Annotated in this window: 20 protein-coding genes; 3 read left to right on the top strand and 17 right to left on the bottom strand. The window is 63.3% G+C overall.

Annotated features, from left to right (window positions below; all coding sequences use genetic code 11):
* Positions 1–7: 7 nt before the first annotated feature.
* The 8 genes from ASE71_RS12730 to ASE71_RS12695 form a co-directional block, all read right to left on the bottom strand.
* The gene (locus ASE71_RS12730; protein WP_034803002.1) at positions 8–325 is read right to left on the bottom strand and encodes a Dabb family protein; all 318 of its coding nucleotides are present in this window, start codon (positions 323–325) and stop codon (positions 8–10) included.
* A gap of 7 nt (positions 326–332) precedes the next feature.
* Entirely contained in the window at positions 333–1,988 is a 1,656-nt protein-coding gene (locus tag ASE71_RS12725) for a GMC family oxidoreductase (RefSeq protein WP_060521494.1), read from the bottom strand.
* Positions 1,989–2,092: 104 nt separating this feature from the next.
* The gene (locus tag ASE71_RS12720; RefSeq protein ID WP_060521495.1) at positions 2,093–2,872 is read right to left on the bottom strand and encodes a 3-ketoacyl-ACP reductase; all 780 of its coding nucleotides are present in this window, start codon (positions 2,870–2,872) and stop codon (positions 2,093–2,095) included.
* Positions 2,869–4,368 (bottom strand): FAD-dependent oxidoreductase, encoded by a 1,500-nt coding sequence (locus ASE71_RS12715; protein ID WP_060521496.1) that lies wholly within the window; start codon positions 4,366–4,368, stop codon positions 2,869–2,871. Before ASE71_RS12715 ends, ASE71_RS12720 begins: the two co-directional genes overlap by 4 nt.
* A 6-nt stretch (positions 4,369–4,374) precedes the next feature.
* Complete coding sequence (locus ASE71_RS12710) at positions 4,375–5,490, bottom strand: ABC transporter ATP-binding protein (RefSeq protein WP_034803014.1); 1,116 nt, start codon at positions 5,488–5,490, stop codon at positions 4,375–4,377.
* A gap of 4 nt (positions 5,491–5,494) precedes the next feature.
* The gene (locus ASE71_RS12705; RefSeq protein ID WP_034803016.1) at positions 5,495–6,376 is read right to left on the bottom strand and encodes a carbohydrate ABC transporter permease; all 882 of its coding nucleotides are present in this window, start codon (positions 6,374–6,376) and stop codon (positions 5,495–5,497) included.
* Positions 6,376–7,254: a carbohydrate ABC transporter permease gene (locus tag ASE71_RS12700; protein ID WP_060521497.1), complete on the bottom strand. Its 879-nt coding sequence runs from the start codon at positions 7,252–7,254 to the stop codon at positions 6,376–6,378. The genes ASE71_RS12705 and ASE71_RS12700 overlap by 1 nt, the downstream gene beginning before the upstream one ends.
* Before the next feature lie 175 nt (positions 7,255–7,429).
* Positions 7,430–8,662, bottom strand: coding sequence for an ABC transporter substrate-binding protein (locus tag ASE71_RS12695; protein ID WP_370689582.1), 1,233 nt, complete (start codon positions 8,660–8,662; stop codon positions 7,430–7,432).
* A gap of 314 nt (positions 8,663–8,976) precedes the next feature.
* Here ASE71_RS12695 and ASE71_RS12690 point away from each other — a divergent pair, with 314 nt between their 5' ends.
* The gene (locus tag ASE71_RS12690; protein WP_034803036.1) at positions 8,977–10,041 is read left to right on the top strand and encodes a LacI family transcriptional regulator; all 1,065 of its coding nucleotides are present in this window, start codon (positions 8,977–8,979) and stop codon (positions 10,039–10,041) included.
* 99 nt (positions 10,042–10,140) lie between these two features.
* Here the strand turns inward: ASE71_RS12690 and ASE71_RS12685 are convergent, their stop codons facing one another.
* The 5 genes from ASE71_RS12685 to ASE71_RS12665 are packed head-to-tail and all read right to left on the bottom strand — an operon-like array spanning position 10,141 to position 16,083.
* A complete protein-coding gene (locus tag ASE71_RS12685; RefSeq protein WP_060521498.1) occupies positions 10,141–11,649 on the bottom strand; it encodes an aldehyde dehydrogenase family protein in 1,509 nt (502 codons plus the stop codon).
* Entirely contained in the window at positions 11,649–12,428 is a 780-nt protein-coding gene (locus ASE71_RS12680) for an enoyl-CoA hydratase/isomerase family protein (protein WP_082566528.1), read from the bottom strand. Before ASE71_RS12680 ends, ASE71_RS12685 begins: the two co-directional genes overlap by 1 nt.
* Positions 12,421–14,040 carry an acyl CoA:acetate/3-ketoacid CoA transferase gene (locus ASE71_RS12675; RefSeq protein ID WP_113544723.1) on the bottom strand — a complete coding sequence of 540 codons (1,620 nt, stop codon included), beginning with the start codon at positions 14,038–14,040 and terminating at the stop codon, positions 12,421–12,423. Before ASE71_RS12675 ends, ASE71_RS12680 begins: the two co-directional genes overlap by 8 nt.
* A 4-nt stretch (positions 14,041–14,044) precedes the next feature.
* Positions 14,045–15,046 (bottom strand): Gfo/Idh/MocA family protein, encoded by a 1,002-nt coding sequence (locus tag ASE71_RS12670; RefSeq protein WP_060521499.1) that lies wholly within the window; start codon positions 15,044–15,046, stop codon positions 14,045–14,047.
* Positions 15,043–16,083 carry a LacI family DNA-binding transcriptional regulator gene (locus ASE71_RS12665; protein ID WP_060521500.1) on the bottom strand — a complete coding sequence of 347 codons (1,041 nt, stop codon included), beginning with the start codon at positions 16,081–16,083 and terminating at the stop codon, positions 15,043–15,045. Before ASE71_RS12665 ends, ASE71_RS12670 begins: the two co-directional genes overlap by 4 nt.
* 297 nt (positions 16,084–16,380) lie before the next feature.
* Here ASE71_RS12665 and ASE71_RS12660 point away from each other — a divergent pair, with 297 nt between their 5' ends.
* On the top strand, positions 16,381–17,553 hold the full coding sequence (locus tag ASE71_RS12660) for a dihydrodipicolinate synthase family protein (protein WP_060521501.1): 1,173 nt from the start codon (positions 16,381–16,383) through the stop codon (positions 17,551–17,553).
* 88 nt (positions 17,554–17,641) lie between these two features.
* Here ASE71_RS12660 and ASE71_RS12655 read toward each other — a convergent pair whose 3' ends face one another.
* The gene (locus tag ASE71_RS12655; RefSeq protein ID WP_244496950.1) at positions 17,642–19,801 is read right to left on the bottom strand and encodes a TonB-dependent receptor domain-containing protein; all 2,160 of its coding nucleotides are present in this window, start codon (positions 19,799–19,801) and stop codon (positions 17,642–17,644) included.
* Between the two features lie 153 nt (positions 19,802–19,954).
* Between ASE71_RS12655 and ASE71_RS12650 the strand changes: the two genes are divergently transcribed.
* Entirely contained in the window at positions 19,955–21,430 is a 1,476-nt protein-coding gene (locus ASE71_RS12650; RefSeq protein ID WP_082566529.1) for a glycosyl transferase family protein, read from the top strand.
* Between the two features lie 17 nt (positions 21,431–21,447).
* On the opposite strand, the gene ASE71_RS12645 is transcribed toward ASE71_RS12650, so the two are convergent.
* The 3 genes from ASE71_RS12645 to ASE71_RS36615 form a co-directional block, all read right to left on the bottom strand.
* The gene (locus ASE71_RS12645) at positions 21,448–23,511 is read right to left on the bottom strand and encodes a M3 family metallopeptidase (protein WP_060521502.1); all 2,064 of its coding nucleotides are present in this window, start codon (positions 23,509–23,511) and stop codon (positions 21,448–21,450) included.
* Positions 23,512–23,617: 106 nt separating this feature from the next.
* On the bottom strand, positions 23,618–24,259 hold the full coding sequence (locus tag ASE71_RS12640; protein WP_034803056.1) for a LysE family translocator: 642 nt from the start codon (positions 24,257–24,259) through the stop codon (positions 23,618–23,620).
* Between the two features lie 47 nt (positions 24,260–24,306).
* Positions 24,307–24,662, bottom strand: a 356-nt coding sequence (locus ASE71_RS36615) for a hypothetical protein (RefSeq protein ID WP_210178860.1), incomplete at its 5' end; no start/stop codon positions are given.

Genomic DNA, 24,662 nt, shown 5'->3' with positions numbered 1-24,662 from the left:
GCGTCCCTCAGCCGGCGATTTCGAGATCGTAGACGAAGATGCCGGCAATGCCGCCCTCGGCCGCAGCAACGATCTTGGCGCCGGTCTTGCGGTGCTCCTCGTCTTCCAGATAGGCATCGCGCGCCGCCGCGTCAGTGAAGTCGACGATGAAGCCTTCGGCAAAGCCCTTGTCCATGCCCACTTCCGGGCTGACATTGGCGCCGATATGGGCGGCAAGAAATCCCTGTAGCCGGGCCTTCAGCGCGGCAATCTCCCCGAAGATCACCGCCTTCTCCTCGCTGGAGATTTCGGGGCGGAAGCGAATGAAGACACAATGGCGGATCATGGGGACCTCAACGGATATCGGCGCGGGCGCGCGGGCGGCTGTCGTTGCGTTCGTGGGCGAAGATCGCCGGCGGCAGGGGCTGGCGCTCGCGGATGATGTCGGCGCCCTTCTCCCCCATCATGATCGTCGGCCCGTTGGTGTTGCAAGAGGGAACGCGCGGCATCACCGAGCTGTCGCAGACGCGCAGGCCTTCAAGGCCACGCACCTTGAGATCGAGCCCGACCACCGCCATCGCGTCCGTGCCCATCTTGCAGGTGCCGACGGGGTGATGGTCGGTCTTGGCGTTGGCGCAGCCGTAGTCGAAGAACTGCTCATCGCTGACGACCGAATTGCCCGGCAGGCGCTCCGCCAGCACGAAGGGCTTTAGCGCCGCCTGCTGCATGATCTCGCGGGCGATCTTCAGGCCTTCGATGGACATCCTGCGATCATGCGGATCCTCCCAGTAGTTGGGATCGATCAGCGGCGCTGCCGCCGGATCGGAGGAGGAAAGCCGCACCGTTCCGCGCGAGCGCGGATGCAGATAGGCGGAGTTCAGCGTCACGCCGGCATTCTTCAGCTTTTCGACGCCCGCCTCGATGCCCGAGCCGAGACCGAGATGGAACTGGATATCGGGCGAGCGGGCGTTCGGATCGGCATACCAGAAGCCACCGGTCTCAAACAGCGACGACGCCACCGGGCCCGAGCGGAAGAGTACATATTGCAGGCCGGCCCATAGCGTACGATGGAGTTTTGCGACGCCATCATACGTGTGGTCGCCGGTGCATTCGGAAATGACAAAGAGATCGAGGTGATCCTGCAGGTTGCCGCCGACACCCGGTAGGTCATGTTTTACCGCGACACCCACCGATTTCAGGTGATCGGCAGGCCCAATGCCGGACTGCAACAAGAGCTTGGGCGAACCGATGGCGCCGGAAGTTACCAGCACCTCGCGCTCCGCCCGGATGATCTCGCTGCCCTTGCCGGTGACGACTTCGACGCCGACGGCACGCGTACCCTCAAGCACGATCCGCGCCACGCGCGCGCCGGTGCGAACCGTCAGATTGCGGCGATCCTTGATCGGCGAAAGATAGGCAAGCGATGCGCTCGAGCGGCGGCGATTGCGCTGGGTGAGCTGATAGAAGCCGACGCCCGCCTGCTGGCGACCGTTGAAATCATTATTGTAGGGAATGCCTAGTTCCTGACCGGCGCGGATATAGGCGTCGCAGATCGGCAGCGCCGCCGTGGGCATCGAGACACCGAGCGGGCCGCCATAGGCGTGATAGTCGTCGGCAAAGCGCTGGTTGTCTTCTGAGCGCTTGAAATAGGGAAGCACGCTGCGATAGTCCCAGCCGGTGCAGCCGTCTTCGGACGCCCAGAGGTCGTAGTCGGCGGCGTTGCCGCGGGTATAGAGCTGGGCATTGATCGACGAGCCACCACCGATGACCTTGGCCTGGGTATAGCGTAGCACCCTGCCCTTCATGTGCTTCTGCGGCACGGTCTCCCAGCCCCAGCTGGCAACGCCCTTGGTCATCTTGGCAAAACCGGCCGGCATATGAAACAGCGGATTCCAGTCGCCGCCACCGGCCTCCAGCAAAAGGACACGGACCGATGGATCCTCGGAGAGGCGATTGGCGAGAACGCAGCCGGCCGGGCCGGCGCCGGTGATGATGTAGTCGTAGCTCATTCCCTGTCTTCCCTCCGCCGCCACCAATTTGGAACGTTCCAAATTTTCGACGTGTTCAATTCAAATCCTGCCCGCTTGCGAGCCTCAATAATCCTGCGCGTTTCCTAGAGACGGCCGATCGACAGGCCGCCATCCGCCTGGATGACCGAGCCGGTGGCAAAGCCGAATTTGCCGCCGGCAAGGCCGGCCGCGATATTGCCTATGTCATCGGGCTCGCCCCAGCGCCGCATCGGCACCAACCCGCCGTCGATCAAGCCATCGTATTTCGCCGAGACGCCGGCGGTCATGTCGGAGCGGATGATACCCGGCCGGATCTCGAAAACCGAGATGCCGGTATTGGCAAGCCTGAGCGCCAGCCCCTGGCTGAAGGCGGCAAGGCCGGCCTTGGTCATGCAATAGTCGAGCCGCTCGGGCGACGTCATCGTTGCCGAAACCGAGGTGATGTTGATGATCGACCGCGGTGCTACATCAGCCGGATCCGTCAGCATCGAGACGAGCACGGCCTGGGTGAAGAATACCGTTCCCCGCAGGTTGGTGGCGACGATCGTGTCGAAATTTTCCGGCAGCAGATCGAGGAAATCACCCCGCATCACCGAGGCGATGCCGGCATTGTTGACGAGGCAGCGGATCGGACCGAGCTCCGCGCGAACACGCTCGACAGTCGCCGCATGGCCGCTGATATCGGCAAGGTTCGCTTCGATGTAGATCGCCCGGCCGTGGTCGCCGGAAAGTTCCGACAGCGTCTGGGCGGTCGTCGCGTCCGCCGCACCGAGGCCGGTGAGCGCAATATCGAAGCCCTCGCGGGCGAGCGCACGGGCGACGCCGAGACCGATGCCGCGGCGGCCGCCGGTGACGATGGCGACGGGGCGCGTCGATGACGTCATGATCGAAACTCCCTAGTGGCGATATGGTCGGCGACCCTGAGCGCCTGAGCGGCAACGGTCAGCGCCGGATTGACGGCCGCCGATGTCGGCAGGAAGCTCGCGTCGACGACGAAGAGGTTCGGGTGGTCGAAGGCGCGGCAATAGGTGTCGAGCGGTGCGTCTTTCGGGTCTTTGCCCATCCGCACCGTTCCGCACTGGTGTGACGGCGTACGTTTGTCGAAAGCCTGGGACAGCACGATCGGATAACCGGCCGCCTTGAAATGCGCGCGCATTTTCGTTTCGAGCCCGGACAGCGCTTCCATGTTCGAGCGTCGCCACTGCATGATGATGCCGTTGCCGTCGACCATGATGCGGCTTTCCGGGTTCGGCAGGTCCTCCGTCATCATGTACCAGTCGACCGCATGGCCGGCCATGAAATCGAAGGCAAACCGCGGCGCCCAGAGGGGGGCATTGGCCTTGAGGATGTCGCCGTTGATCTTGCCGAGCAGCTGGACGTTGCCGAGCGGCAGGCCATCCCTGCCGCCGGTGAGGTAATAGTCGTTCAGCATCAGCGTCTTCTGGTAGATGCTGTCGTTGCGCTTGAACGGGTTGATTGCCAGCATGGCGCTGCAATTGTGGTTCATGAAGTTGCGGCCGACCTGGTCGGAGGCGTTGGCGAGCCCCTTGCCGTCGCCGGAGCGCAAGAGGATGGCGGCCGAATTGATCGCGCCCGCCGACAGGATTACCAGCTTCGGCGACAGCTTCTTCTTCTCGCCCCTGTGGGTGTAGTGGATCGCCTCGATCCGGCCGCCGGGTCCCGCCTCCAGCGTGTCGACATGCGCCGAGGTGATCAGCTCGATATTGGGATCCTTCAGTGCGGAAGCGAGCGATGCGGTTTCAGCGTCCATCTTGCCGTTGCCGGTGTTCGGAAACCCGTCCCAGGGCGTGCGCCCGCCGGCAAGCCAGGCGTCGATGTCGACGCCGAGCGGCAGCGTTGCCGGATTGAGCCCCTGCGCCTTCAGCTCTGCACGGGCCCGCGCAATCGCCGGCTCGTCCGGCACCGGGCCGAAAGTGTAAGGCGAGCTGTGGAACGGCTCCGTCGGGTCGTCGCCCAATTCGCCGCGCACCTCGAACAGCTGCTCGGCCTTGCCGTACCAGGGCTCCAGCTCCTCGTAAGGAAAAGGCCACGCCGGCGAAACGCCGCCGAGATGCTGCATCTCGGTGAAATCTTCGGCCCGGTAGCGCAGGAGCACCGCACCGAAGAGCTTGGAATTGCCGCCGACGAAGTAGAAGTTTCCGGGGTTGAACTCGGTGCCGTCGGGTTCGCGCCACATCTCCCTCGGGCGGAAGTGGCCCTTGACGAAGATCGAGCTGTAGCTGCGCGCCTCCGGCGTATCGGGCAGGCGGTCGCCACGCTCGAGGATGGCGATGCGGGCGCCGGAGCCGGCAAGCCCCGCCGCAAGCGTGGAGCCGCCGATCCCCGACCCGATAATGACGATGTCCGGCTGCTCCTGCATCGTTGGTTACGCGATCCGCTGCTGGCTCTGCGGATCGAAGAACACCGCCTTGTCGAGATTGAAGGCAAGGCGCGAGGTCTGCCCGGGCGCGATGCGGGCGTCGGCCCTGAGCCGGGCAACGATTTCCTTGCCGCCGAGACGGGTGACCGCAAAGGTATCGGAGCCGGCCGGCTCGACCACCTCGATCAGGCACTCGCCCTCGGCGACCACCTTGGCATTGCGGTCGGCGCCATCAGGATCGGTCAGCGCTTCCGGACGGATGCCGAAGACGACGTCCTTGCCGGCATAGGCAGACAGTGCGCCGTTGGCCTGAGGCACCGCAAGCTTCAGCGGCTCGGCATTCGGACGCGTCAGCGTGACCGCAATGTCGGAGCCGCTCTTTTCGATCCGCGCCGTCAGCAGGTTCATCGCCGGCGAGCCCATGAAGTCGGCGACGAACATGTTGGCCGGGTTGTTGTAGATCTCGGCCGGCGTCCCGAACTGCTGCAGCACGCCGTCCTTCAGCACCGCGATCTTGGTCGCCAGCGTCATCGCCTCGATCTGGTCGTGGGTCACGTAGACGATCGTCGTCTTCATGCGGTTGTGCAGCCGCTTGATTTCGGTGCGCATGTCGACGCGCAGCTTTGCGTCGAGGTTGGAGAGCGGCTCGTCGAACAGGAAGACCTGCGGGTTGCGCACCAGCGCTCGGCCCATGGCGACGCGCTGGCGCTGGCCGCCCGAGAGCTGGCTCGGCTTGCGATCGAGCAGATGGCCGATCTGCAGCATTTCCGAGACCTGCTTGATCGCCTTTTCGCGCTCCTCCTTCGGCACGCCGCGGATTTCCATGCCGAAGGCGATGTTTCCGGCAACCGTCATGTTCGGGTAGAGCGCGTAGGACTGGAACACCATGGCGATGTCGCGCTTCGAGGGATGCAGATCGGCAACCGAGCGACCGTTGATGGCGATCTCGCCCGATGTGATCGGCTCCAGACCGGCAATGGTGTTGAGAAGTGTGGACTTGCCGCAGCCCGAGGGGCCGACCAGCACCAGGAAGCCGCCTTCTTCGATCTCCAGGTTGATATCCTTCAGGATCTCGAGCGAGCCATAGGATTTGCGCAGGTTGCTGATTTTCAAGAAAGACATGAGCTTATCCTTTCACGGCGCCCGACATCAGCCCGCGAACGAAGTAGCGGCCGGACACGATGTAGACGATGAGCGTTGGCAGGGCGGCGAGGATCGCGCCCGCGAAGTGGACGTTGTATTCCTTGACGCCTGTCGAGGACGAAACGAGGTTGTTCAGCGCGACCGTCATCGGCGTCGAATAGGGGCCTGAGAAGGACGCGCCGAACAGGAAGTCGTTCCAGATGTTGGTGAACTGCCAGATGACCGAGACGACGATGATCGGACCGGAGGACGGCAACAGGATGCGCCAGAAGATCTGGAAGAAGCTGGCGCCGTCGATCTGCGCTGCGCGCACCAGCTCGGTCGGGAAGGCCTCGTAGTAGTTGCGGAAATAGAGCGTCGTGAAGCCGATGCCGTAGATCACATGGACGAAGATCAGGCCCCAGATCGAACCGGCTATCCCAAGGATGCCGAGGATGCGTGCCATCGGGATCAGCACGATCTGGAACGGGATGAAGCACGAGAGCAGCAGCATGCCGAAGAAGATGTTGGCACCGGGAAAGCGCCACTTCGTCAGCACGTAGCCATTGAGTGCGCCGATGATCGTCGAGATTGCTACGGCCGGCACGACCATCAGGATCGAGTTGATGAAGAAGGGTTTCAGGCCGGTCGGCTGCACGCCGATCTGCGCCGTCGACCAGGCCTGAAGCCACGGCTCGACCGTAAAGGTCTGCGGCAGGTTGAGCATGCCGCCCTGGCGGATCTCGTCGAGCGGCTTCACCGAGTTCACCAGCATGACGTAGAGCGGCAACAGCGAATAGAGCGCAAAGAGGATCAGCGCGGTGTAGATCAACGCGCGGGTGAGGCGGTTGTGCGAAATGATGTTGTCTGGGCTCGGAGCGCTCATCAGCGTCGTGCTCCCCGGATTTCGGAATAGAGATAGGGAACGATGATCGAGAAGATCATCACCAGCATGATGATCGCCGAGGACGCGCCGATGCCCATCTGGTTGCGGGTGAAGGTGTAGGAATACATGAAGGTCGCCGGCAGTTCGGTCGCCTGGCCGGGACCGCCGCCCGTGAGCGCGATGATCAGGTCGTAGGCCTTGATCGCCAGATGCGCGAGCACCACGAATGCGGAGAGAAACACCGGCCGCATCAGGGGAATGATGATCCGGCGATAGATCGTCGAGGTCTTGGCGCCGTCGATCTGCGCTGCCTTGATGATCTCGTTGTCGACGCCGCGAAGGCCCGCAAGGAACATCGCCATGATGAAGCCGGTCGACTGCCACACCGCGGCAATGACGACGCAGTAGATCGCGTAGTTGCGGTCCTTGATCCAGTTGAACGAGAAGCTCTCCCAGCCCCAGAGGTGCATGGTGTTCTCAAGGCCGATGCCGGGATCGAGGAACCACTTCCAGGCCGTTCCGGTCACGATGAACGAGAGTGCCATCGGGTAGAGGTAGATCGGCCGCAGGAAGCCTTCGGCCCGGATCTTCTGGTCGAGCAGGATTGCCAGCCCAAGGCCGAGCACGGAGCAGATGGCGATATAGAGCGCGGCGAAGATCGCCAGGTTGCTCACCGCCCGCCACCAGTGCGGCAGCGCCCACAGCTTCGAATAATTGCTTAACCCGACGAAATTGTAGGACGGCAGCATCTTGCTGTCCGTCATCGACAGAAAGCCGGTATAGGCAATAAAGCCATAGACAAAGATCAGGACGATGAGGAAGCTCGGGGCAAGCACCAGCTTCGGTATCAGGTCCTGCAGGCGACTGCGGCTATCCATGAACGTTCACCACTTCTGGCGCGGCCGTCGGGAAATCCCTGATATCGGCATCCGCGCGAGGTTCTGGGTATCAAAGCGCCCCTCCCCGCGTCCTGTTGGCCACGGCGGTTCGACGGCGCCTGCATGTCGGAATGGGGTGTCCGGGGCGCCTAGAGTGCGCCCCGGAGCGAGCCCTTTACTTCGCGGCCTCGACGGCCGAGACCAGTTCCTTGACGGCCTCTTCGGACGTCAGTTCGCCGTTGAACTCGCGCGTCACGACGTCGTAGATCGCGTTCTTGACGGCAGCCGGGTTGGCATGGCCATGGGCCATGGAGCCGAAGAGCTTGCCGTTGGTGTTGGCTTCTGCCAGGTCCTTGATGCCCTTCTTGCCGCAGGCGTCGAAGTCCGTGTCCGGAACGTCGGTGCGGGCCGGGACCGAGCCCTTGACCACGTTGAAGGCCGACTGGAAGGTCGGGCTTTCGATCGCCGAAGCCATGGCGAGCTGGGCCGGAACCTTGTCGTCGGCAACCTTGAACATCGCGAACTGGTCGGAGTTGAAGGTCACGGACCCTTGCGTACCCGGGAAGCGCATGCAGACGAAATCGGTGCCCGGCACCTTCTTGGCCTTCAGGAATTCGCCCTTGGCCCAGTCGCCCATGAACTGCAGGCCGGCCTTGTTCTCGATGACCATGGCGGAGGCGAGGTTCCAGTCACGGCCCGAGAAGTTGTCGTCGACATAGGAGCGCAGTTTCGTCATGCGGTCGAAGGCTTCCTTCATCTTGTCGCCGCCGAGCGCTGCCGGGTCGAGATCGATGAAAGCCTGCTTGTAGAAGTCGGTGCCGAGCGAAAGCACGACGGCGTCGAAGATCGTCGCATCCTGCCAGGGCTGGCCGCCATGGGCGATCGGGGTGATCCCCTGGGCCTTGAAGTTGTCGAGCAGGGCAACCAGTTCGTCCCAGTTGGTCGGCTCCTTGCCGCCAGCCTTGTCGAGGGCGGCCTTGTTGATCCAGACCCAGTTGGTCGAATGCACGTTGACCGGCGCTGCGATCCAGTGGCCGTCATACTTCGAGAATTGCTGCAGGGCGGTCGGGATCACCTTGTCCCAGCCTTCCTTGGAAGCGGTCTCGTCGAGGTTGCCGAGTGCGCCTTCCTTGGCCCAGTCGAGAATGTCGAAGCCGAGCATCTGCACGGCGGTCGGAGCGTTGCCTGCGGTGACGCGAGCGCGCAGAACCGTCATCGCTTCCGTACCGCCACCGCCGGCAACCGGCATGTCGGTCCAGGTGATGCCCTTGCTTTCCAGGTCCTTCTTCAGAACGTCGAGTGCGGCGGCTTCGCCACCGGATGTCCACCAGTGCAGAACTTCCACATTTTCGGCTGCGCGCGCGGCGGTGGCCGCCATCATCAGCGCCACAACGGCCGTCGTCGTCATCAACTTGCGCATCGTTTTCCTCCCGTTTGCAAGTTAACGAGGCGGAACCTCCTCCACCCCGGAATTCGCGCCGCTTCAGCCAGCGGCTGGCCATTTAAAACGTTATAAATTCAGCAAGTCAAGCATTCCGCCATTTTGTATTTTAGCACCTTCGGAACAGTTTGAATTTACTGAATTATATAGCTCACATTAGCTATTGCGGTGCAGCAAGCCATGCCGCGATGCGAGATTTAAAACGTTTTCATGATTCGATTGCCTAAGCCCTCGCACCACGATACAAACACCGCTCCCGCCCGCGTTCAGAAAGACTAGCATTGGCCGATCCCTCCAAGCCCGCCCACGCCGAAGACATTGGTTCTGCCGTCAAGCGCGGCAAGCCGACCCTTCGCACGATCGCGGAAATCACCGGCCTTGCGGTCACCACCGTTTCGCGTGCCCTTTCCGATGCGCCGCAGATCTCGCTCGATACCCGCAAGCGAGTGCGCGAGGTCGCAGACGAGATCGGCTATTCGCCCGACCGCGCCGCCCAGCGCCTGAAGACCGGCCGCACCAATGTCATCGGCGTGCTGCTCGACCCGCACGAGGAAATCCTCGGCTACGGCACCTCGATCATGAGCGGCATCGCCAAGGCACTTCAGGGCACGGCCTACCACCTGATCGTCATGCCGAACTTCCTGAACTCGACCAATGTCGAAGCGGTCAACTACATCACCCGCAACGCGATGGCCGATGGCCTGATCTTCTCGCGCACGGAACCGCTCGATCCCCGGGTCCGATTGCTGTCCGATCTCGGCTTTCCCTTCGTCACCCATGGGCGCACGGAGCTTTCCACCCCACATCCCTATGTCGACTACGACAACTTCACCTTCTCGTACCAGGCGACGAAGCGCCTGATCGCCAAGGGCAGGCGCAAGCCCGCACTGATCAGCGGTCCCGCCGATTTCACCTTTGCCGGCCATCTTCAGCACGGCTTCATGACCGCCGTGCGCGAGGCGGGCTGCGCCTACGAAATCCTCTCGGGCATCGATCTCGACAGCCCGGCAGGCGCCATCCGCGACCGCGTGCGCCAGCGCTATGCCGAGCCCGATCCGCCGGACAGTTTCATGTGCGGCGGCGAAGTCTGCGCGCTCGCAACCATCACCGGCATGAGCGATTGCGGGCTGACGCTCGGACGCGAATACGACATCGTCGCCAAGCAGACCTCGCATCTCCTGAGCGCCATCCAGCCGCAGGTCGAGACGATCTACGAGGACCTGACGGCGACCGGCGAGGACATGGGCCGGGTGCTCCTGCAGAAGATCGGCGGCGAAAGCGACGTCAGCAAGCTGCAGCTGCTGCTCTGTCCGCAGATCCCATCGAGCTTCGGCGCGGCCGGCTAAGCGGGCGAACACGGCACGCAAGGCGGCGTCACGTGACGCTGCCTCCTGCCCCAATGTTCTCCCCATCGTCCGCATGTCCTCTCCTCCCCTGTTTCAGCCTTAGCGCGGCATCCACCAGCCGGTACGCGGCCCCATATGCATGTTGAGCGTCTTGGTCTCGGTGTAATCCTCGACCGAATGCCGGCCGAGTTCGCGGCCCAGGCCGGACTGGCGGTAGCCGCCGAAGGGCAGTTCCGACGCGCCATCCATGAAGGTGTTCATCCAGATGGTGCCGGCGCGCACGCGGCGGCCGATCGTCAGGCAGGTGTCGAAGTCGCGGCTCCACACACCGGCCGAAAGACCATAGTCGATCGCATTGGCGATGCCGATCGCCTCTTCCGTCGTCTCGAAGGTCAGCACCGAGAGAACCGGGCCGAACACTTCTTCGCGCGCCACCGCCATGTCCGGGCGCACGGAAGAAAGGATCGTCGGAGCCATGAACTGGCCCATGCCGAGATCGAGCGCGGTGCCGCCATGGGCAACCGCAGCGCCATCCTTCGAAGCAGCAGAAACATAGCTGGCGATCTTTTCCAGATGCTGCGGCGTGATGATTGCGCCGACCTGGGTTTCCGGATTGAGCGGATCGCCGACCTTCACCTTGGCCGAGAGCTCGGCGATGCGGCGCGTCACCTCGTCGGCGATGTCACGGTGCAGGATCAATCGCGAGCCGGCATTGCAGCATTCGCCGGCATTGAAATAGGCGCCGAAGACGGCGGCATCGATGAATTCGTCGAGATTGGCGTCGGGGAAAACGATCTGCGGGTTCTTGCCGCCGAGTTCCAGCGAGACCTTCTTCAGCGTCTGGGCAGCATTGGCCATGGTCAGGCGGCCGACGCCGGTCGAGCCGGTGAAGGACACCATGTCGACATCCGGATGCGTCGTCATTGGCGCGCCGACCTCCGGCCCCGTGCCGGTGATGATGTTGACCACGCCGGCGGGAACGCCGGCGGCTTCGAGGATTTCACCGAGCAGCAGCGTCGAGGCCGAGGTCAGCTCGGACGGCTTGACGACAGTGGTGCAGCCGGCGGCCAGCGCAAAGGGCAGCTTCTGGCTGACGATCAGGAACGGGAAATTCCAGGGCGTGATGATCGAGACGACACCGATCGCCTCGCGCAGCACGACGCCAAGTGTACCGTCACCGAGCGTGTTGTAGCTTTCGCCATGCAGATCGCGGGCGAGAGCCGCGGCGTAGCGCCAGATATCGGCGGCACCGCCGAGTTCGCCCTTGGCTTGGCTGATCGGCTTGCCGGATTCGATCGCATCGAGATAGGCAAGCTCATCGGCGCGCTCGGCAATGATATCGGCTGCGCGCAAAAGCACCAGCGAACGCTGCGAAGCGGTCATGCGCGGCCAGGTGCCCTCGTCGAAGGCACGGCGTGCGGCAGCAATCGCTTTTTCGGCGTCGGCCTTGGTGCCCGCCTGATAGCGGCTGACGACGACGCCGTGGCCCGGCGCCACGCGCTCGATCGTACGGCCCTCGGCGCTGTCCACCCATTTGCCGTCGATCAGCATCTGGAAGGCGCGAACCTTTTGGCCGTCGATCGGCTTGGGTTTCACGAGCACGGTCATTACCATTCTCCCTTGAATTGGGCTTCACGCTTTTCGGAGAAGGCGGCGACACCTTCCTTGAGGTCGCCGGTCTTGGCGACAAGGATCGAGCCGAGCGCTTCGACTGCGGATCCGTTGTCTTCGCCATTCGCCGAAGCGAGCATCAGTTTCGAAATCTCAAGCGCCGCAGGCCCGCGCTTGGCGACACGCGCCGCGTAATCGCGGGCAGCTGAAAGCACCGTGCCCGTCTCGACGACGGCATCGACCAGACCTTCGCGCAGAGCAGCCTCGGCGGTGAACATCTCGCCGCCAAGCACCATGCGCCTGACGATCTGGGCGCCAAAGCGAGAGACGAGGCGCTGCGTGCCCGACCAGCCGGGAACCATGCCGAGGCTCGTCTCCGGCAGGCCGATCTTGATCTGCGCTTCGGCCAGCCGGATATCGGCGGCTGCCGCCAGTTCCAGCCCGCCGCCAAGCGCATGGCCGTTAAGAGCGGCGATGACGGGCATGCGCAGCGTCGCCAGCCGCTCGAACACGCGGTGGCCGAACCGTACCCAGTCATGCCCGAAGGCAGGCGCATCCATGCCGCCCCAGGCCTTGATGTCACCGCCGGCCGAAAATGCCTTGCCCTCGCCGGTGAGGATGACGACACGCACATTGCGGTCGGCTTCAATCTCGTCGCAAGCCGATGCCAACGCCTTCAGCATGTCGATATCGAAGGCATTGAGCTTGTCCGGACGGGCAACCGTCATGGTCGCGATCGGTCCATCAACCTCGATGCGGATACGGCCTTCAGCCACGGTCGCCTCCCTGAAGCCGGCGCGCCGGCTTCTTCGGCAGTTCAAGACCAAGCAATGCATCCTGGAACAGACCCGCATCCATGGTCTTCAGTCTGTCGGAAACGATCAGTGGGAATTCCGACTGGTCGAGAATATGCGCCTGCAGGTCGACCCCCGGCGCGATCTCGGTCAGCATCACGCCCTCGGGCGTCAGCTTCATCACGCAGCGCTCGGTGACATAGGTGATGTCCTGGCCCTGCTCGATGCCGCGACGGCCTGAGAAGGTGACGTGTTCGACCTCGTTGACCAGCTTCTTCAGCTTGCCTTCCCTCTCGATCACCAGTTTGCCGTCGGCGACCGCGAGCTTGGCGCCGGCATTGAACATGCCGGAGAAGACGATCTTCTTCGCCCGTGCCGTTATGTCGACGAAACCGCCGGCGCCGGCCGTCACATGCGGGCGGAAAGAGAGTTTCGACACGTTGACCGAGCCGTTGCGATCGATCTCAAGGAAGGAGAGCAGCGAGGCATCGAAGCCGGCGCCCTGGAAATAGGTGAACTGGTAGGGCGAGGGCATGAAGGCATCGGCATTGGACGCGCAGCCGAAGGCGAAGTCGAGCAGCGGCACGCCGCCGACAGCGCCCTGCTCGATCACCCAGGTGACCGCACCGTGCAGCCCCTCTTCGAGCAGGATGCGCGGCACATTGGCCGAAATGCCGAAGCCGAGATTGACGGCGCTGCCGGCTTCAAGCTCCTGCGCCACGCGGCGGGCAATGACCTTCTGGATATTGAATTCCGGCACCCGGAAACTGTCGAGCGGCCGGAAGATCTCGCCGGAAATCGCCGGATCGTAAAGCGTCTGGGTCGTCTGTTTCTGGTCGGGATCGACAATGACATAATCCACCAGCACGCCCGGCACGCGCACGTCGTGGGGTTTCAGTGAGCCTTCCTTGGTGATGCGCTTGACCTGGGCAATGACGATGCCGCCATTGTTGCGGGCAGCGAGCGCCTGGTCGAGACCACCGAGATAGGCGCCCTCGTGCTCATAAGTGAGATTGCCGCGCTCGTCCGCCGTCGTCGCGCGGATGATCGCCACTTGCGGCGCGATCGCCTTGAAATAGAGCCAGTCCTCGCCTTCGAACGAGACCTTCTTAACCACGGGCTCAGCCGCGGCCGAAGCATTCATGGCGCAGCCTTCGCGCGACGGATCGACGAAGGTGTCGAGGCCGATCTTGGTCATCACGCCCGGGCGCTTGGCCGCCGCCTCGCGGTGCATGTCGAAGAGGATGCCGGAGGGCACGTTGTAGGCTGCCATTTCGTCAGCGCCGATCATCTGCCAGATCAACGGCGGTTCCGCACTCGACGGACCCGAGGGATAGGAGCCGCCGATGATCTTCTTCAGCAGACCCTTCTTGGCGATATAGTCGACGCCCTTGATGCCGCTCATGTCGCCGGCGGCAATCGGATGCAGCGTCGTCAAGTCGCGTGGGTGGCCGGTCGTCTCGAACCGCTCGCCGATCGCCTTGAGCATCAGATCCGGGCAGCCGAGGCCGCTGGACGAGGAGACCGAAACCACCGCGCCATCCGGGATCAGGGCAGCCGCTTCGGCCGGCGAGATGTGCTTGTTCATCGACATGAGTTCAAAGTCCCGTTTCGATCGCCACGGCCTGGCCAGTGGCCGCCGCCTTGACGACGGCAAGGCCCGTTGCCAGCGACCAGACGCCATCCTCGCCCGTCGCAGATGGACGGCCGTTGCCTTGGGCAGCGGCATGGAAAGCGGAAAGCGCTGTTTCGTAGAGATTGCGGTGGTCGAGCGTCAGCTCGCTCTCGCCATCGGCGTTGCGCAGCGTCACCGTGCCTGTCGGCTTCTGCGTCATCACGTTGCGGCCGATCAGCGATCCTTCGGTGCCATGCACCTCAAGACCGGTCTCTGCGTATTTGGTGGTGAAGGCATCGTGGAACTGTGCGATGACGCCGGAGCGGAAGTGGATGACACCCATGACGCCATCCTCCAGGCCTTCCTTGCCCATGCCGGCACTGTGACTGATGGCAACGGCCTCGATCGGATCGTCGTTGAGGATGAAGCGCAGCGTATCGGCGTCATGCACGGTGATGTCGAGAATGACGCCGCCGCCGGCGTCCGGCCTCTCCAGTCGCCAGCCCTGGAGATGCGGCGGCAGATAGACGGCGTGGAAGACGCGGGCTGCAATCGGCCGGCCGATCCTGCCCTCGGCGATCGCATCGCGCATTGCGCGGTGGCTGGCGGCATTGCGCAGGTGGTGGTTGGTAGCAAGAACGACACCCGCTTCCTGCGCTGCGCTCACCATGTCGCGCGCATCCTCCAGCGTCATCGCCAGCGGCTTCTCGCAGAGCACGTGCTTGCCGGCAGCGATCGCCGCCAGCGTCTGCTCGCGATGCAATTCATTGGTGGTGGAGACATAGACGGCATCGACATCGGGATCGCCGACGAGTTCGGCAACAGTGGTCACCGACTTGGCGATGCCGTTCTCCTCGGCGTAAGCCGCGCCGCGCTCCGCGCTCGTGCTCATGACGGAGACGACCTCGCCTCCGGCGGCGCGGATTGCGCCGATCACCCATTCGCGCGCAATCGTGCTTGCGCCGATCAGACCCCACCGTGTCATGCCAGTGCCTCCCTTTTTCTCTCGACTGCTGCGCCGCAGCTCTGGCGAACGACGAGACGAACCGAACCGACGATGGCCTCCGGCTCCGCCTTACCGGCCTTGATCTGCTTCAACAGCAGTTCGGCCGCCCGTTGGCCCATGCCTTGCGGATCGACGGACACCGTCGTCAGCGCCGGAACTGCTGTCTTCGCCTCGATCACGTCGTCGAAACCGATAACGGCAAAATCGGCACCCGGCTCAAGCCGCCGGGCCCTCAGGCCATCGCAGACGCCGAAAGCGACCGCATCATTGAAGCAGAGTGCGGCCGTCGGCCGGTCGGCGAGCATCATCGCCTGCTCTACCGCCGTCACCCCGCCGGCACGCGACGGCGCCGAACCGATGATCAGCGATTCCGAAACCGGGATGCCGGCCTCGACGAGCGCATCGCGGTAGCCGCGCATGCGCGCCTCGAAGACGGCGGTGTCGGAAAAGCCGCCGAGGAAGGCGATGCGCTGGTGACCACGTTCGATCAGATGACGCACCGCGGCCACGGCACCAGCGTGGTTGTCGGAGATCAGCGAAGAGACATTTGCACCGGCAATGTCGCGGACGACGAGCACGACGGGAATGCCGCTCTCGACCAAAGGCGCAAGATCGGCCGCTTCGGTGCCACGCGCCGGCGAGATGATCAGGCCGGAAACGCCATGCTCGCGCATCGACGCGACCACTTCGCGCTGGCGCTCGATCTTTTCGCCGGTATTGGCAAGAAACTGCACGAAGCCTGCCGATTGCACGACCGCATCGACGCCGACGGCGAGTTCCGCAAAGAAGCTGTTGGTGAGATCGTTGACGACGATGCCGATGATCTTGGACTTCGATTGCCGAAGATTGGCAGCGCCGCGATTATAGACATAGCCGAGATCGCGGATGGCGGCATTCACCTTGGCGCGCGTCGCCTCATTGACGAGCGAGCTGCCCTGAAGAACGAGCGACACGGTCGACTTCGACACGCCGGCAGCGTGCGCAATATCGATGACCGTTACCCTCTCCTTGACCACAGCATCCTCCCGAATTCTTCTGCCTGCTTTCTTCTTTCATAATTGGAACGTTCCAATTTCGTCAAGAGTTGGCTGATCACTTTTTTCACGTCCAGCCGCGCTCGGTCTAGACAAAAGGCACCTTGAGAAGCGTAGAGATCTGCGGTTTGACGGATTACTTAATTGAATTTAAATGATATTATCGGAGATCCGCAATCGTCTGGAGGAGGATCGCCTCGCCTGAAAAACATTGCCGCTTGCCATTTGGAACGATCCAAAGTATTCCAGAACAAACGTCCGCGGAGGAGAGCAACCCCAATGACAAGCCTGACGCTGCCGCGCCAAGACGGCTCGCTTGAACAGTACCGCCTGACCGGAACGCCGATCGAACGGCCCAACACGCCGCCGACCTTCAACCGCATCGCCTATGCAGCCGCCCATGTGGTCTCGGATCCGCTCAAGGATCTCGATCCCTGGGGCAACCCGGTGATCGACTGGGACGCGACGATGGCGTTTCGCCATCACCTCTGGAGCCTGGGTTTCAAAATCGCCGAGGCGATGGACACCGCCCAACGCGGCATGGGCCTTGCCTGGCCGGGCGCGCAGGAGCTGATCCGCCGATCGCTCAGCGATGCGCGGCAGGTAGCGGGCGCCGATCTTGCCTGTGGCGCCGGCACCGACCATCTTGCGCCCACCGATGCACGCTCGCTTGACGATGTGATTGCCGCCTATGAGGAACAGGTCGGCTTCGTCGAAGGCGAGGGGGGCAGGGCGATCATGATGGCAAGCCGGGCGCTCGCCCGCGTCGCGCAATCGGCCGACGACTATCGCTTCGTCTATGGCCGCATCCTCGGCCAGACCAGGCACAAGGTGGTGTTGCATTGGCTCGGCGACATGTTCGATCCGCAACTTCGGGGCTATTGGGGTTCGGAGAATTTCGACCAGGCGCTCGATACGGTGCTCTCGATCATCGAAGCCAACCGCGACAAGGTCGAAGGCATCAAGATTTCGCTGCTCGACAACGCCAAGGAAGTGGCACTGCGCAATCGCCTGCCCGAAGGCGTGCTCTGCTTTACCGGCGACGACTTCAACTATGCCGAACTGATCGAGGGCGACGGCACGAAGTACAGCCACGCGTTGCTCGGCATCTTCGATGCGGTGGCGCCCTCCGCCTCCAAGGCACTCGCGGCGCTGGCGAAGGACGATCTTGCCACCTTCCGCGGCGTGATCGAGCCGACCGTGCCCCTGTCCCGCAAGATCTTCGAGGCGCCGACACAGTATTACAAGGCCGGCGTCGTTCTCCTCGCCTGGCTGAACGGCCACCAGCGCCACTTCACCATGCCCGCCGGCATGCAGTCCGCCCGCGGGGTGCTGCACTACGCCGATATCTTCCGCCTCGCCGACCGCGCCAATGTGCTCGACCGGCCGGAACTGGCGCTTCAGAGAATGAAAAGCCTGCTATCGACCCTCGGCGTGGACCAAAGCGCCTGAGAAAGAGCGGCGCTTGAGAAATGACAGACGGCGCCTTCCGGGCGCCGTCTGTTTTCGATCAGGAGCCGGGCAGGGACCGGCCGGATGATCAGAATGTTGCCGTTAGGCTCATCCAGAAGCGGCGGCCTTCCATAACCGTGTTGAAATCGGTCTGCTCGACTTCCTTGTCGAAGAGATTGTAGACCGCGGCGTTCAGCGTCAGGCCCTCGCCGACATCATATTTCGTGCCGATATCGACCGTCGTATAGGCGTCGTACTTGCGGCCCTGCTGGCCGTTGATCGTCACCGGCTTGCCGTTGGTGCCGATGCGCGGGCCGGCGGCGATCTCTTCGCCGTGATAGTTGACGGAAGCCCAGGCTTCTAGCCCTTCGACCGGCGTGTACCAATCAGCCCTGAGATTGGCCATGTGTTCCGGCGTGCGCGCCAGCGGGAAGCCGGCAAAGGTGCCGGTCTTCTGTTCGGACTGCGTGTAGGTGTAGCTCGCGCGAAGTGTCAGATCCGGCGTCGCATTCCAGGTCGCGGTCAGCTCGACGCCCTGAATGATCGCGTCGTCGATATTGTAGTTGTACCAGAGGCGGTAGTTCGGGTCCTCGCTCCAGCGCACCGGATTGCCGGCCGAATCCAGCACCATCGAGTTGGAGATCTTGTCCCGGAAATCCGTATAGAAATAGGTACCGCCGAGAATGACGTCGCCATTGTCCCAAACCGCGCCGATTTCATAGCTCGTGCTCGATTCGGCCTTCAGGTTCGGGTCGGCGATGATCACGCCGCAGGTGCCGGTCGGACCATAGGAGCAACCGCCACCGCCGGTCGTATAGGCATAACCCGGCGCAATGCTGCGGATATCGGGCGCACGGAAGCCGGTGGAAATGCCGCCCTTTACCGTCAGCATGTCGGTCGCGTTCCAGACGCCGTAGATGCGCGGACTCAAGTGGTAGCCATATTCCTCATGATGATCGAGACGCAGGCCCGTGGTCAGCGCGAAGTCATCGACCATGCGCCATTCGTCTTCGGCAAACAGCGCCCATTGCGTCGCCGAGAAGGTCTCGTTCAAGCCCGTGCGTCGACCCGGGTTCTGGTCGGAAAGCCGCGCCTCGAAATATTGCCCGCCAGTCACCAGCGTGTGGCTGCCGCCGAGATCGAAGGGGGTGGTGAACTTGCCGTCGATAACGGTGTTGCGCACCTCGGGCGCGCGCGGCTGCTTGACGAAGCGACCGTCTGCCTGGCTGTAGTTGTAGGTCCGGCGCTCCGCCCATTCCTGCAGGATGGAGAAGTCAGACGTCGTCGGTCCCCAGCGCCCCGTATGGGAGAACGACCAGTGATCGCGGTCGTTGTCGTTGTAGGTGCTGACCGCGCGCGGTCCGGGCTCGATCGTCTTGCCGACATTGGCATCGCGGCGAAGCCGTGCGGTCCCGCCTTCGAGGAAGAAGTCATGATCCTCGTTCGGCGTATAGGAAAGCCGCGCCGTCAGATCGTATTCCTTCGAACCGGTGATGCCGGAAAGGAACCTGTCCTCACTGCGCTTCAGGCCGCGGCCCCAGATCTGTACGCCGAGCGTGTCTTTCAGGATCGGCCCGCTGGTGTAGAACGACATTTGGCCCGAATTGCCGAACTGCTTGTGCTGCTGCATCGTGCCGTCGGTGGTGAACGAGCCGGTCCAGCTGTCGGCGACCTTGCGGGTGATGATGTTGATGACCCCACCCATGGCATCAGAACCGTAGAGCGACGACATCGGCCCACGGACGATCTCGATACGCTCGATGGCGGCGGCCGGCGGAATGAAGCTCTGCTCGAAACCGGAGTTGCCATTGGTGCGCGCGTCACGCGTGCTCTGGCGCTTTCCGTCGACAAGAATCAGCGTGTAGGAGCCGGGCAGGCCGCGGATGAAGATGTCGCGCTCGTTGGCGACACCGGTCACCGCAACCCCTTGCGCGTCGCAAAGCGCATCGGTGAGATCGCGGAACGACCGCTTTTGCAGGTCTTCGCCCGAGATCACCGTGATGCTCGCCGGCGCATCCTTGACGTTTTGCTCGAACCCGGTCGCCGTCACCACAATCTGCTCGAGTTCGGTCGCCTTCTCCTTTTCCTTGGCCTTCTGTGCCAAGGCTTCCGTCGGCACCGTCAGCGCCGTGCCGGCGAGGCAGGCGCAGACGAAACGACGTGACCATCCGGCCGAGCCGCACCGGTTCCAGCGGGCCCCTTGCCGCTGCCCCTCGGTTTCGGTCTCAGGCCCCATCCGCTTCATCATCTTCGCCCCGCATATATCTTGAGTAATGAACTCCACTTAGTTATTGGCGAGGGAGACGGTCAACGACGCTGTTTTGGAACCGTTCCAAATACGAAACGACGCAAAACAGCGCCCGCGAATATGCCGAATGAGACAGAAAGGCGGGACGGAACCATGGCGAAAGCAACGGCGAGCGTGACAGGAGGCGCGTCGGCCTCCAACGAACGTCAGACGGATCTGAGCAAGCTGCGCCTGCTCCTGGCGCTGGACGCACTGCTACGCGAAAACAGCGTCAGCCGTGCCGCTTCAAGCGTCGGTCTGCAGCCCTCGGCAATGAGCCGCTTGCTCGGTCAATTGCGTGAGGACTATGCCGATCCGCTGTTCCTGCGCACAGGTCATGGCCTGCGCCCGACCCCGCTTGCCGAGTCTCTGCGGCTACGCGTGCGCGCTCTTGCCGCAGAGACCGAAGCCCTGCTTGACGCACGCTCCGCTGGCTCTGCGTCCGCACCCACACAGACAGGTCACGCCGGCTGGGGAGGGCAGGCACTGACCGACGCACCACCGCTGGCGGCCCGGCCAAGCCGCCTGCTTGAGGGGGAGCCGGCACCGGAACAGTTCGCCGCAAAGCTGGCCGAAATCGGGGACGATGCCGCCCCTGAACGACGATTGGCTCGCTGCATCGCGACTGTCGGCACCGGCGCCGGCCGCAGCCGCCCCTTGAGCAAAGAGGAGGCCGAGGACGCGCTGGCGATCATCCTTGCCGGCGAAGCGGACCCGGTGCAGATCGGTGCGCTGATGACGGTGCTGCATTATCGCGGACCGACGGCGGTGGAGGTGGCCGGTTTCGTGAGCGCCATGCGCCGCCATATCGGCGCAATTGAACCGGGAAACGGCATCGCCGACCTCGATTGGCCCTGCTACCTCTCGCCCAAATTGAAGACTGCGCCCTGGTTCCTCCATGCGGCACGGCTTGTCGTCGATGCCGGGCATCGCGTCGTGCTGCATGGAAGCTACGGTGAGGAGGGTACGGATCGGCACAAGCTGGAGGTGGCCGCTTCCGCAGCCGGCATCCCGATCTGCACGTCGATCACGGCCGCCAAGACAGCGCTTCGGTCGGCAGGCATCGCCTATCTGCCGCTCTCGGCCTTTGCGCCGCAGGTCTATCGCTTGCTGGGGCTCTATCGGCTGATGGAGATGCGCATGCCGCTAAACGCCGCCATTCACCTCATCAATCCGATGGGCGGACGGACAAGCCTGCTCGGAGTCGCCAATCCCTCGAGCCGCACGCTCAGCCGCGACATCGCCATGCTGCTCGGCACGAGAGAGTTGACGATCCTCGGCAACACCCGCGACCACGCTGAGTTCACGCCCTACCGCCAGACGCCCCTTTTCCGCCTTGTCGGCGGCGAAGCCTCCGACGTCATCATTCCCGCGAAAATCGCGCCGCTGGCCGAACCGCGCACCGGCTTGAGCAGCCGCGAATACTGGCAGGCGGTTTGGACTGGTGCTGCCCGCGACGAGCGCGCGGAAACCACCATCATTACGACGGCGGCGGCCGCCCTTGTCAGTGTGCGCAATCACGACGACTTCGAGGCTGCTTGCGAGACAGTGCGGGGACTTTGGAACAACCGATCACGCCGGATGGCGTGATCGGCAATTGGCATGGCTCAGGCAGCCAGGCCCTTTTTCGCGAGCATCGCATCCGGGCTCGGCAGTTTGCCGCGAAAGGCCTTGTAGGCATCCTCCGGATCGATCGAGCCGCCGACCGAATAGATGTTGTCCTTGAGGCGGGCGGCCATGGCCGGATCGAAGGCGTTGCCGGTTTCCTCGAAGGCGGCGAAGGCATCGGCGTCGAGCACTTCCGACCACATGTAGGAATAGTAGCCGGCCGAGTAGCCGTCGCCCGAGAAGACGTGCAGGAAGTGCGGGCTGCGATGGCGCATGACAATGGATTTCGGCATGCCGATCTCATCGAGCTTCTTGGCTTCGAGCGCCATCGGTTCCGCCGTCACCGCGGCCGTATGATAGGCCATATCGACCAGTGCGGACGACGTGAACTCGACTGTTGCGAAGCCCGAGTTGAAGGTTCGCGCCGCCAGCACCTTGTCGAGCAGCGCCTGCGGCATCGGCTCGCCGGTCTGGTAGTGCACCGCATAACGCTTCAGGATCTCCGGCACCGTCAGCCAATGTTCGTAAAGCTGCGACGGCAGCTCGACGAAGTCACGCGACACACCCGTGCCGGACACCGAAGGGTAGGTGACGTTGGATAGCATGCCATGCAATGCGTGCCCGAACTCGTGGAAGAGCGTTCGGGCATCATCGAGCGACAGCAGCGCCGGCTTGCCCTCGGCGGGCTTGGCGAAATTGCAGACGTTGTAGATGATCGGCAGCTCGCCTTCGGCGCCATTCTTCAGCTTGAGCTTGTGCTGCGACTGGAACGAACTCATCCACGCACCGGAGCGCTTCGAAGACCGGGCGAAGTAGTCGCCAAGGAACAATGCCACCAGCTTGCCGGATGCATCCTTGACCTCGAAGACGCGCACGTCGGGATGGTAGGCGGCAATGCCCTTCTTCTCCGTCGCGGTAATGCCGAACAGACGCTTGGCGACATCGAAGCAGGCCTCGATGATCTTTTCGAGCTGCAGGTAAGGCTTGAGTTCGCCTTCGGAGAAATTGAACTTCTCGGCGCGGAGCTTCTCGGCGTAATGGCGCCAGTCCCAGGGCATGACGTCGTGATTGCGGCCCTCGTCGGCAACGAGCCGGGCAAGCTCGGCCTCTTCCTCGCGGGCGCGGGCAACCGCCTTTTCCCAGACTTGCATCAGCAGGCCGTTCACGGCAGTGGGCGTCTTCGCCATGGTATCGTCGAGCTTCAGCGACGCGAAGTTATCATAGCCGAGCAGCTTCGCCTTTTCGGCCCGCAGCGCCAGCATCTCGGCGATCAGCCCGCGATTGTCGGTGTCGCCGCCATTTTCACCGCGCGCGATCCAGGCGCGGAAGGCCTGCTCGCGAAGCTCGCGATTGTCGGAGAAGGTCAGGAACGGTTCGATGATCGAGCGCGACAGGGTGACGGCATACTTGCCCTTCTGGCCGCGGTCTTCGGCAACCGCCGCCATGGCGTCGCGCAGGAAGTCCGGCAGGCCGGCGAGCTGTTCCTCGCTCTCCAGGAACAGTACCCAGCTCTTCTCATCGGCGAGCACGTTCTGCCCGAACCTGGCGCCGAGACCGGCGAGTTTCTCGTTGATCGCTGCCAGCCGCTCCTGCTCCGGCTTTGCGAGCTTGGCGCCGGATTTGACGAAACCCTTCCAGTGGCGCTCGAGTACGCGCGTCGCTTCAAGATCGAGGCCAAGCCCTGCGCGCCCTTCCCACAGCGTGTCGATGCGCTTGAACAGCGCCGCATTCATGCCGATTTTCGAATAGTGCCGGGACATCTTCGGCGCGATATCGCGCTCCAGCGCCTGGATCGTCTCGTTGGTGTCGGCGCCGGCCTTGTTCCAGAAGATCGAGGATACGCGCGACAGTCCGTCACCGGCGATCTCCAGCGCAATGATCGTGTTTTCGAAGGTCGGCGCCGCCGGGTTTTCGGCAATCGCGTCGATCTCCGCCTCATGTTCCCTGAAAGCCGCGTCGAACGCCGGAGCAAAATCCTCGTCCTTCACCAGGTCGAAACGCGGCAGGCCTTCGTGGCCGGTCCATGCGGTGAGCGCGGGATTGAGCGGGGTGCTGGTGGTCATCAGAAATCCTTTCGCATGCGGTCCGACGCGGGGCCGGGGAGGGGCGTCGCTGATCTATGACATCAGGACGCGGAGGCAATGGAGGTGGTCGTGAGGGGGCTTGCCGTCAAGGCCTGCGCAAACCGAGAAGCCCGGGGGCAGCGTGCCAGACCGCCTGAACGGCAAAGCCGATGAACAGGAGACCGGAGAGCCGGACGATCGCGAGTTCGTGGCGTCGGTAGAAACGCCGCACGACGGAGGTGCCGATGATGACGATCAGGATCAGATCGGCCACGAGAAATCCGATCAGCGAGACGCCGAGCAGCGCCGGCAGCGCATCGAACTCGAGCGCGTTGGCCGAGCTGGCAAGCAGCGCCGTGAAGGTTGCGAGCGCTACCGGATAGCCCTTGGGATTGGTGAGTCCGAAAATCAGTCCGCGCCTCAAAGGACGCTCGACTGTCACGAGCGCGCGGTTCTCGCCGGCGGGGCGTGCGCGCAATGCCGTCCAGCCGATCCAGCCGAGATAGGCGCCGCAGAAGAGACCGAGGATATCGAAAATCGTCGTGCCGACGGAGCGCGCGCCGACGATTGCGACCAGCGCCAGGGTCGACCAGAGAACGTCACCGGCAAGGTGTCCGCCCATGAACAAGGCGCCTGCCTTGCGCCCCTGGCCGGCGCCAATGCCGAGCAGCGCCAGAAACGCCGGTCCGGGAATAAGGACATAGGAGAGTGCGGCGAGAAAGGCTCCAATCAGCAGCGTCTCGGACATGGCGGGTTCCCAGTTGTGTTACCCGCATTCGATCCGGAGGCACCGTTTCAGTCAAGAGGAAAGCTAAGCCAACTATAGGACGACGCGGGTGAGCGCTTGCCGGAAGGCCGGCCAGTAAAGGTCAGGTTCTTGGTCGTGGCGCGGATATGGGCGGCGACGGCGTGAACGAAATTGCGCATGTTTTTCTCCTCGAGGGATCGACGGCCAGGCAGGTAGACGGCTTCTAGACCATCATCGCAGTGCCCCGGCCGATCAGCTGTTCCGTAGGGAACGTTCCGCTCGCGGCCGCGCACAAATCTTTCGTTTCGCCGATTTCCCTCGATACGAAGTTGCGCTAGAACGCGGCCGAGTTTTCCCCCCGCGAGAAGGACTATCCATGACTGTGCGCAACCTCTTCCTTCTG

It is taken from the genome of Ensifer sp. Root954, from assembly GCF_001429005.1.
Taxonomy (GTDB): Bacteria; Pseudomonadota; Alphaproteobacteria; order Rhizobiales; family Rhizobiaceae; genus Ensifer; species Ensifer adhaerens.
The sequence above is the reverse complement of the archived record's forward strand: the minus strand, read 5'-3'. Positions and strand labels throughout refer to the sequence as shown.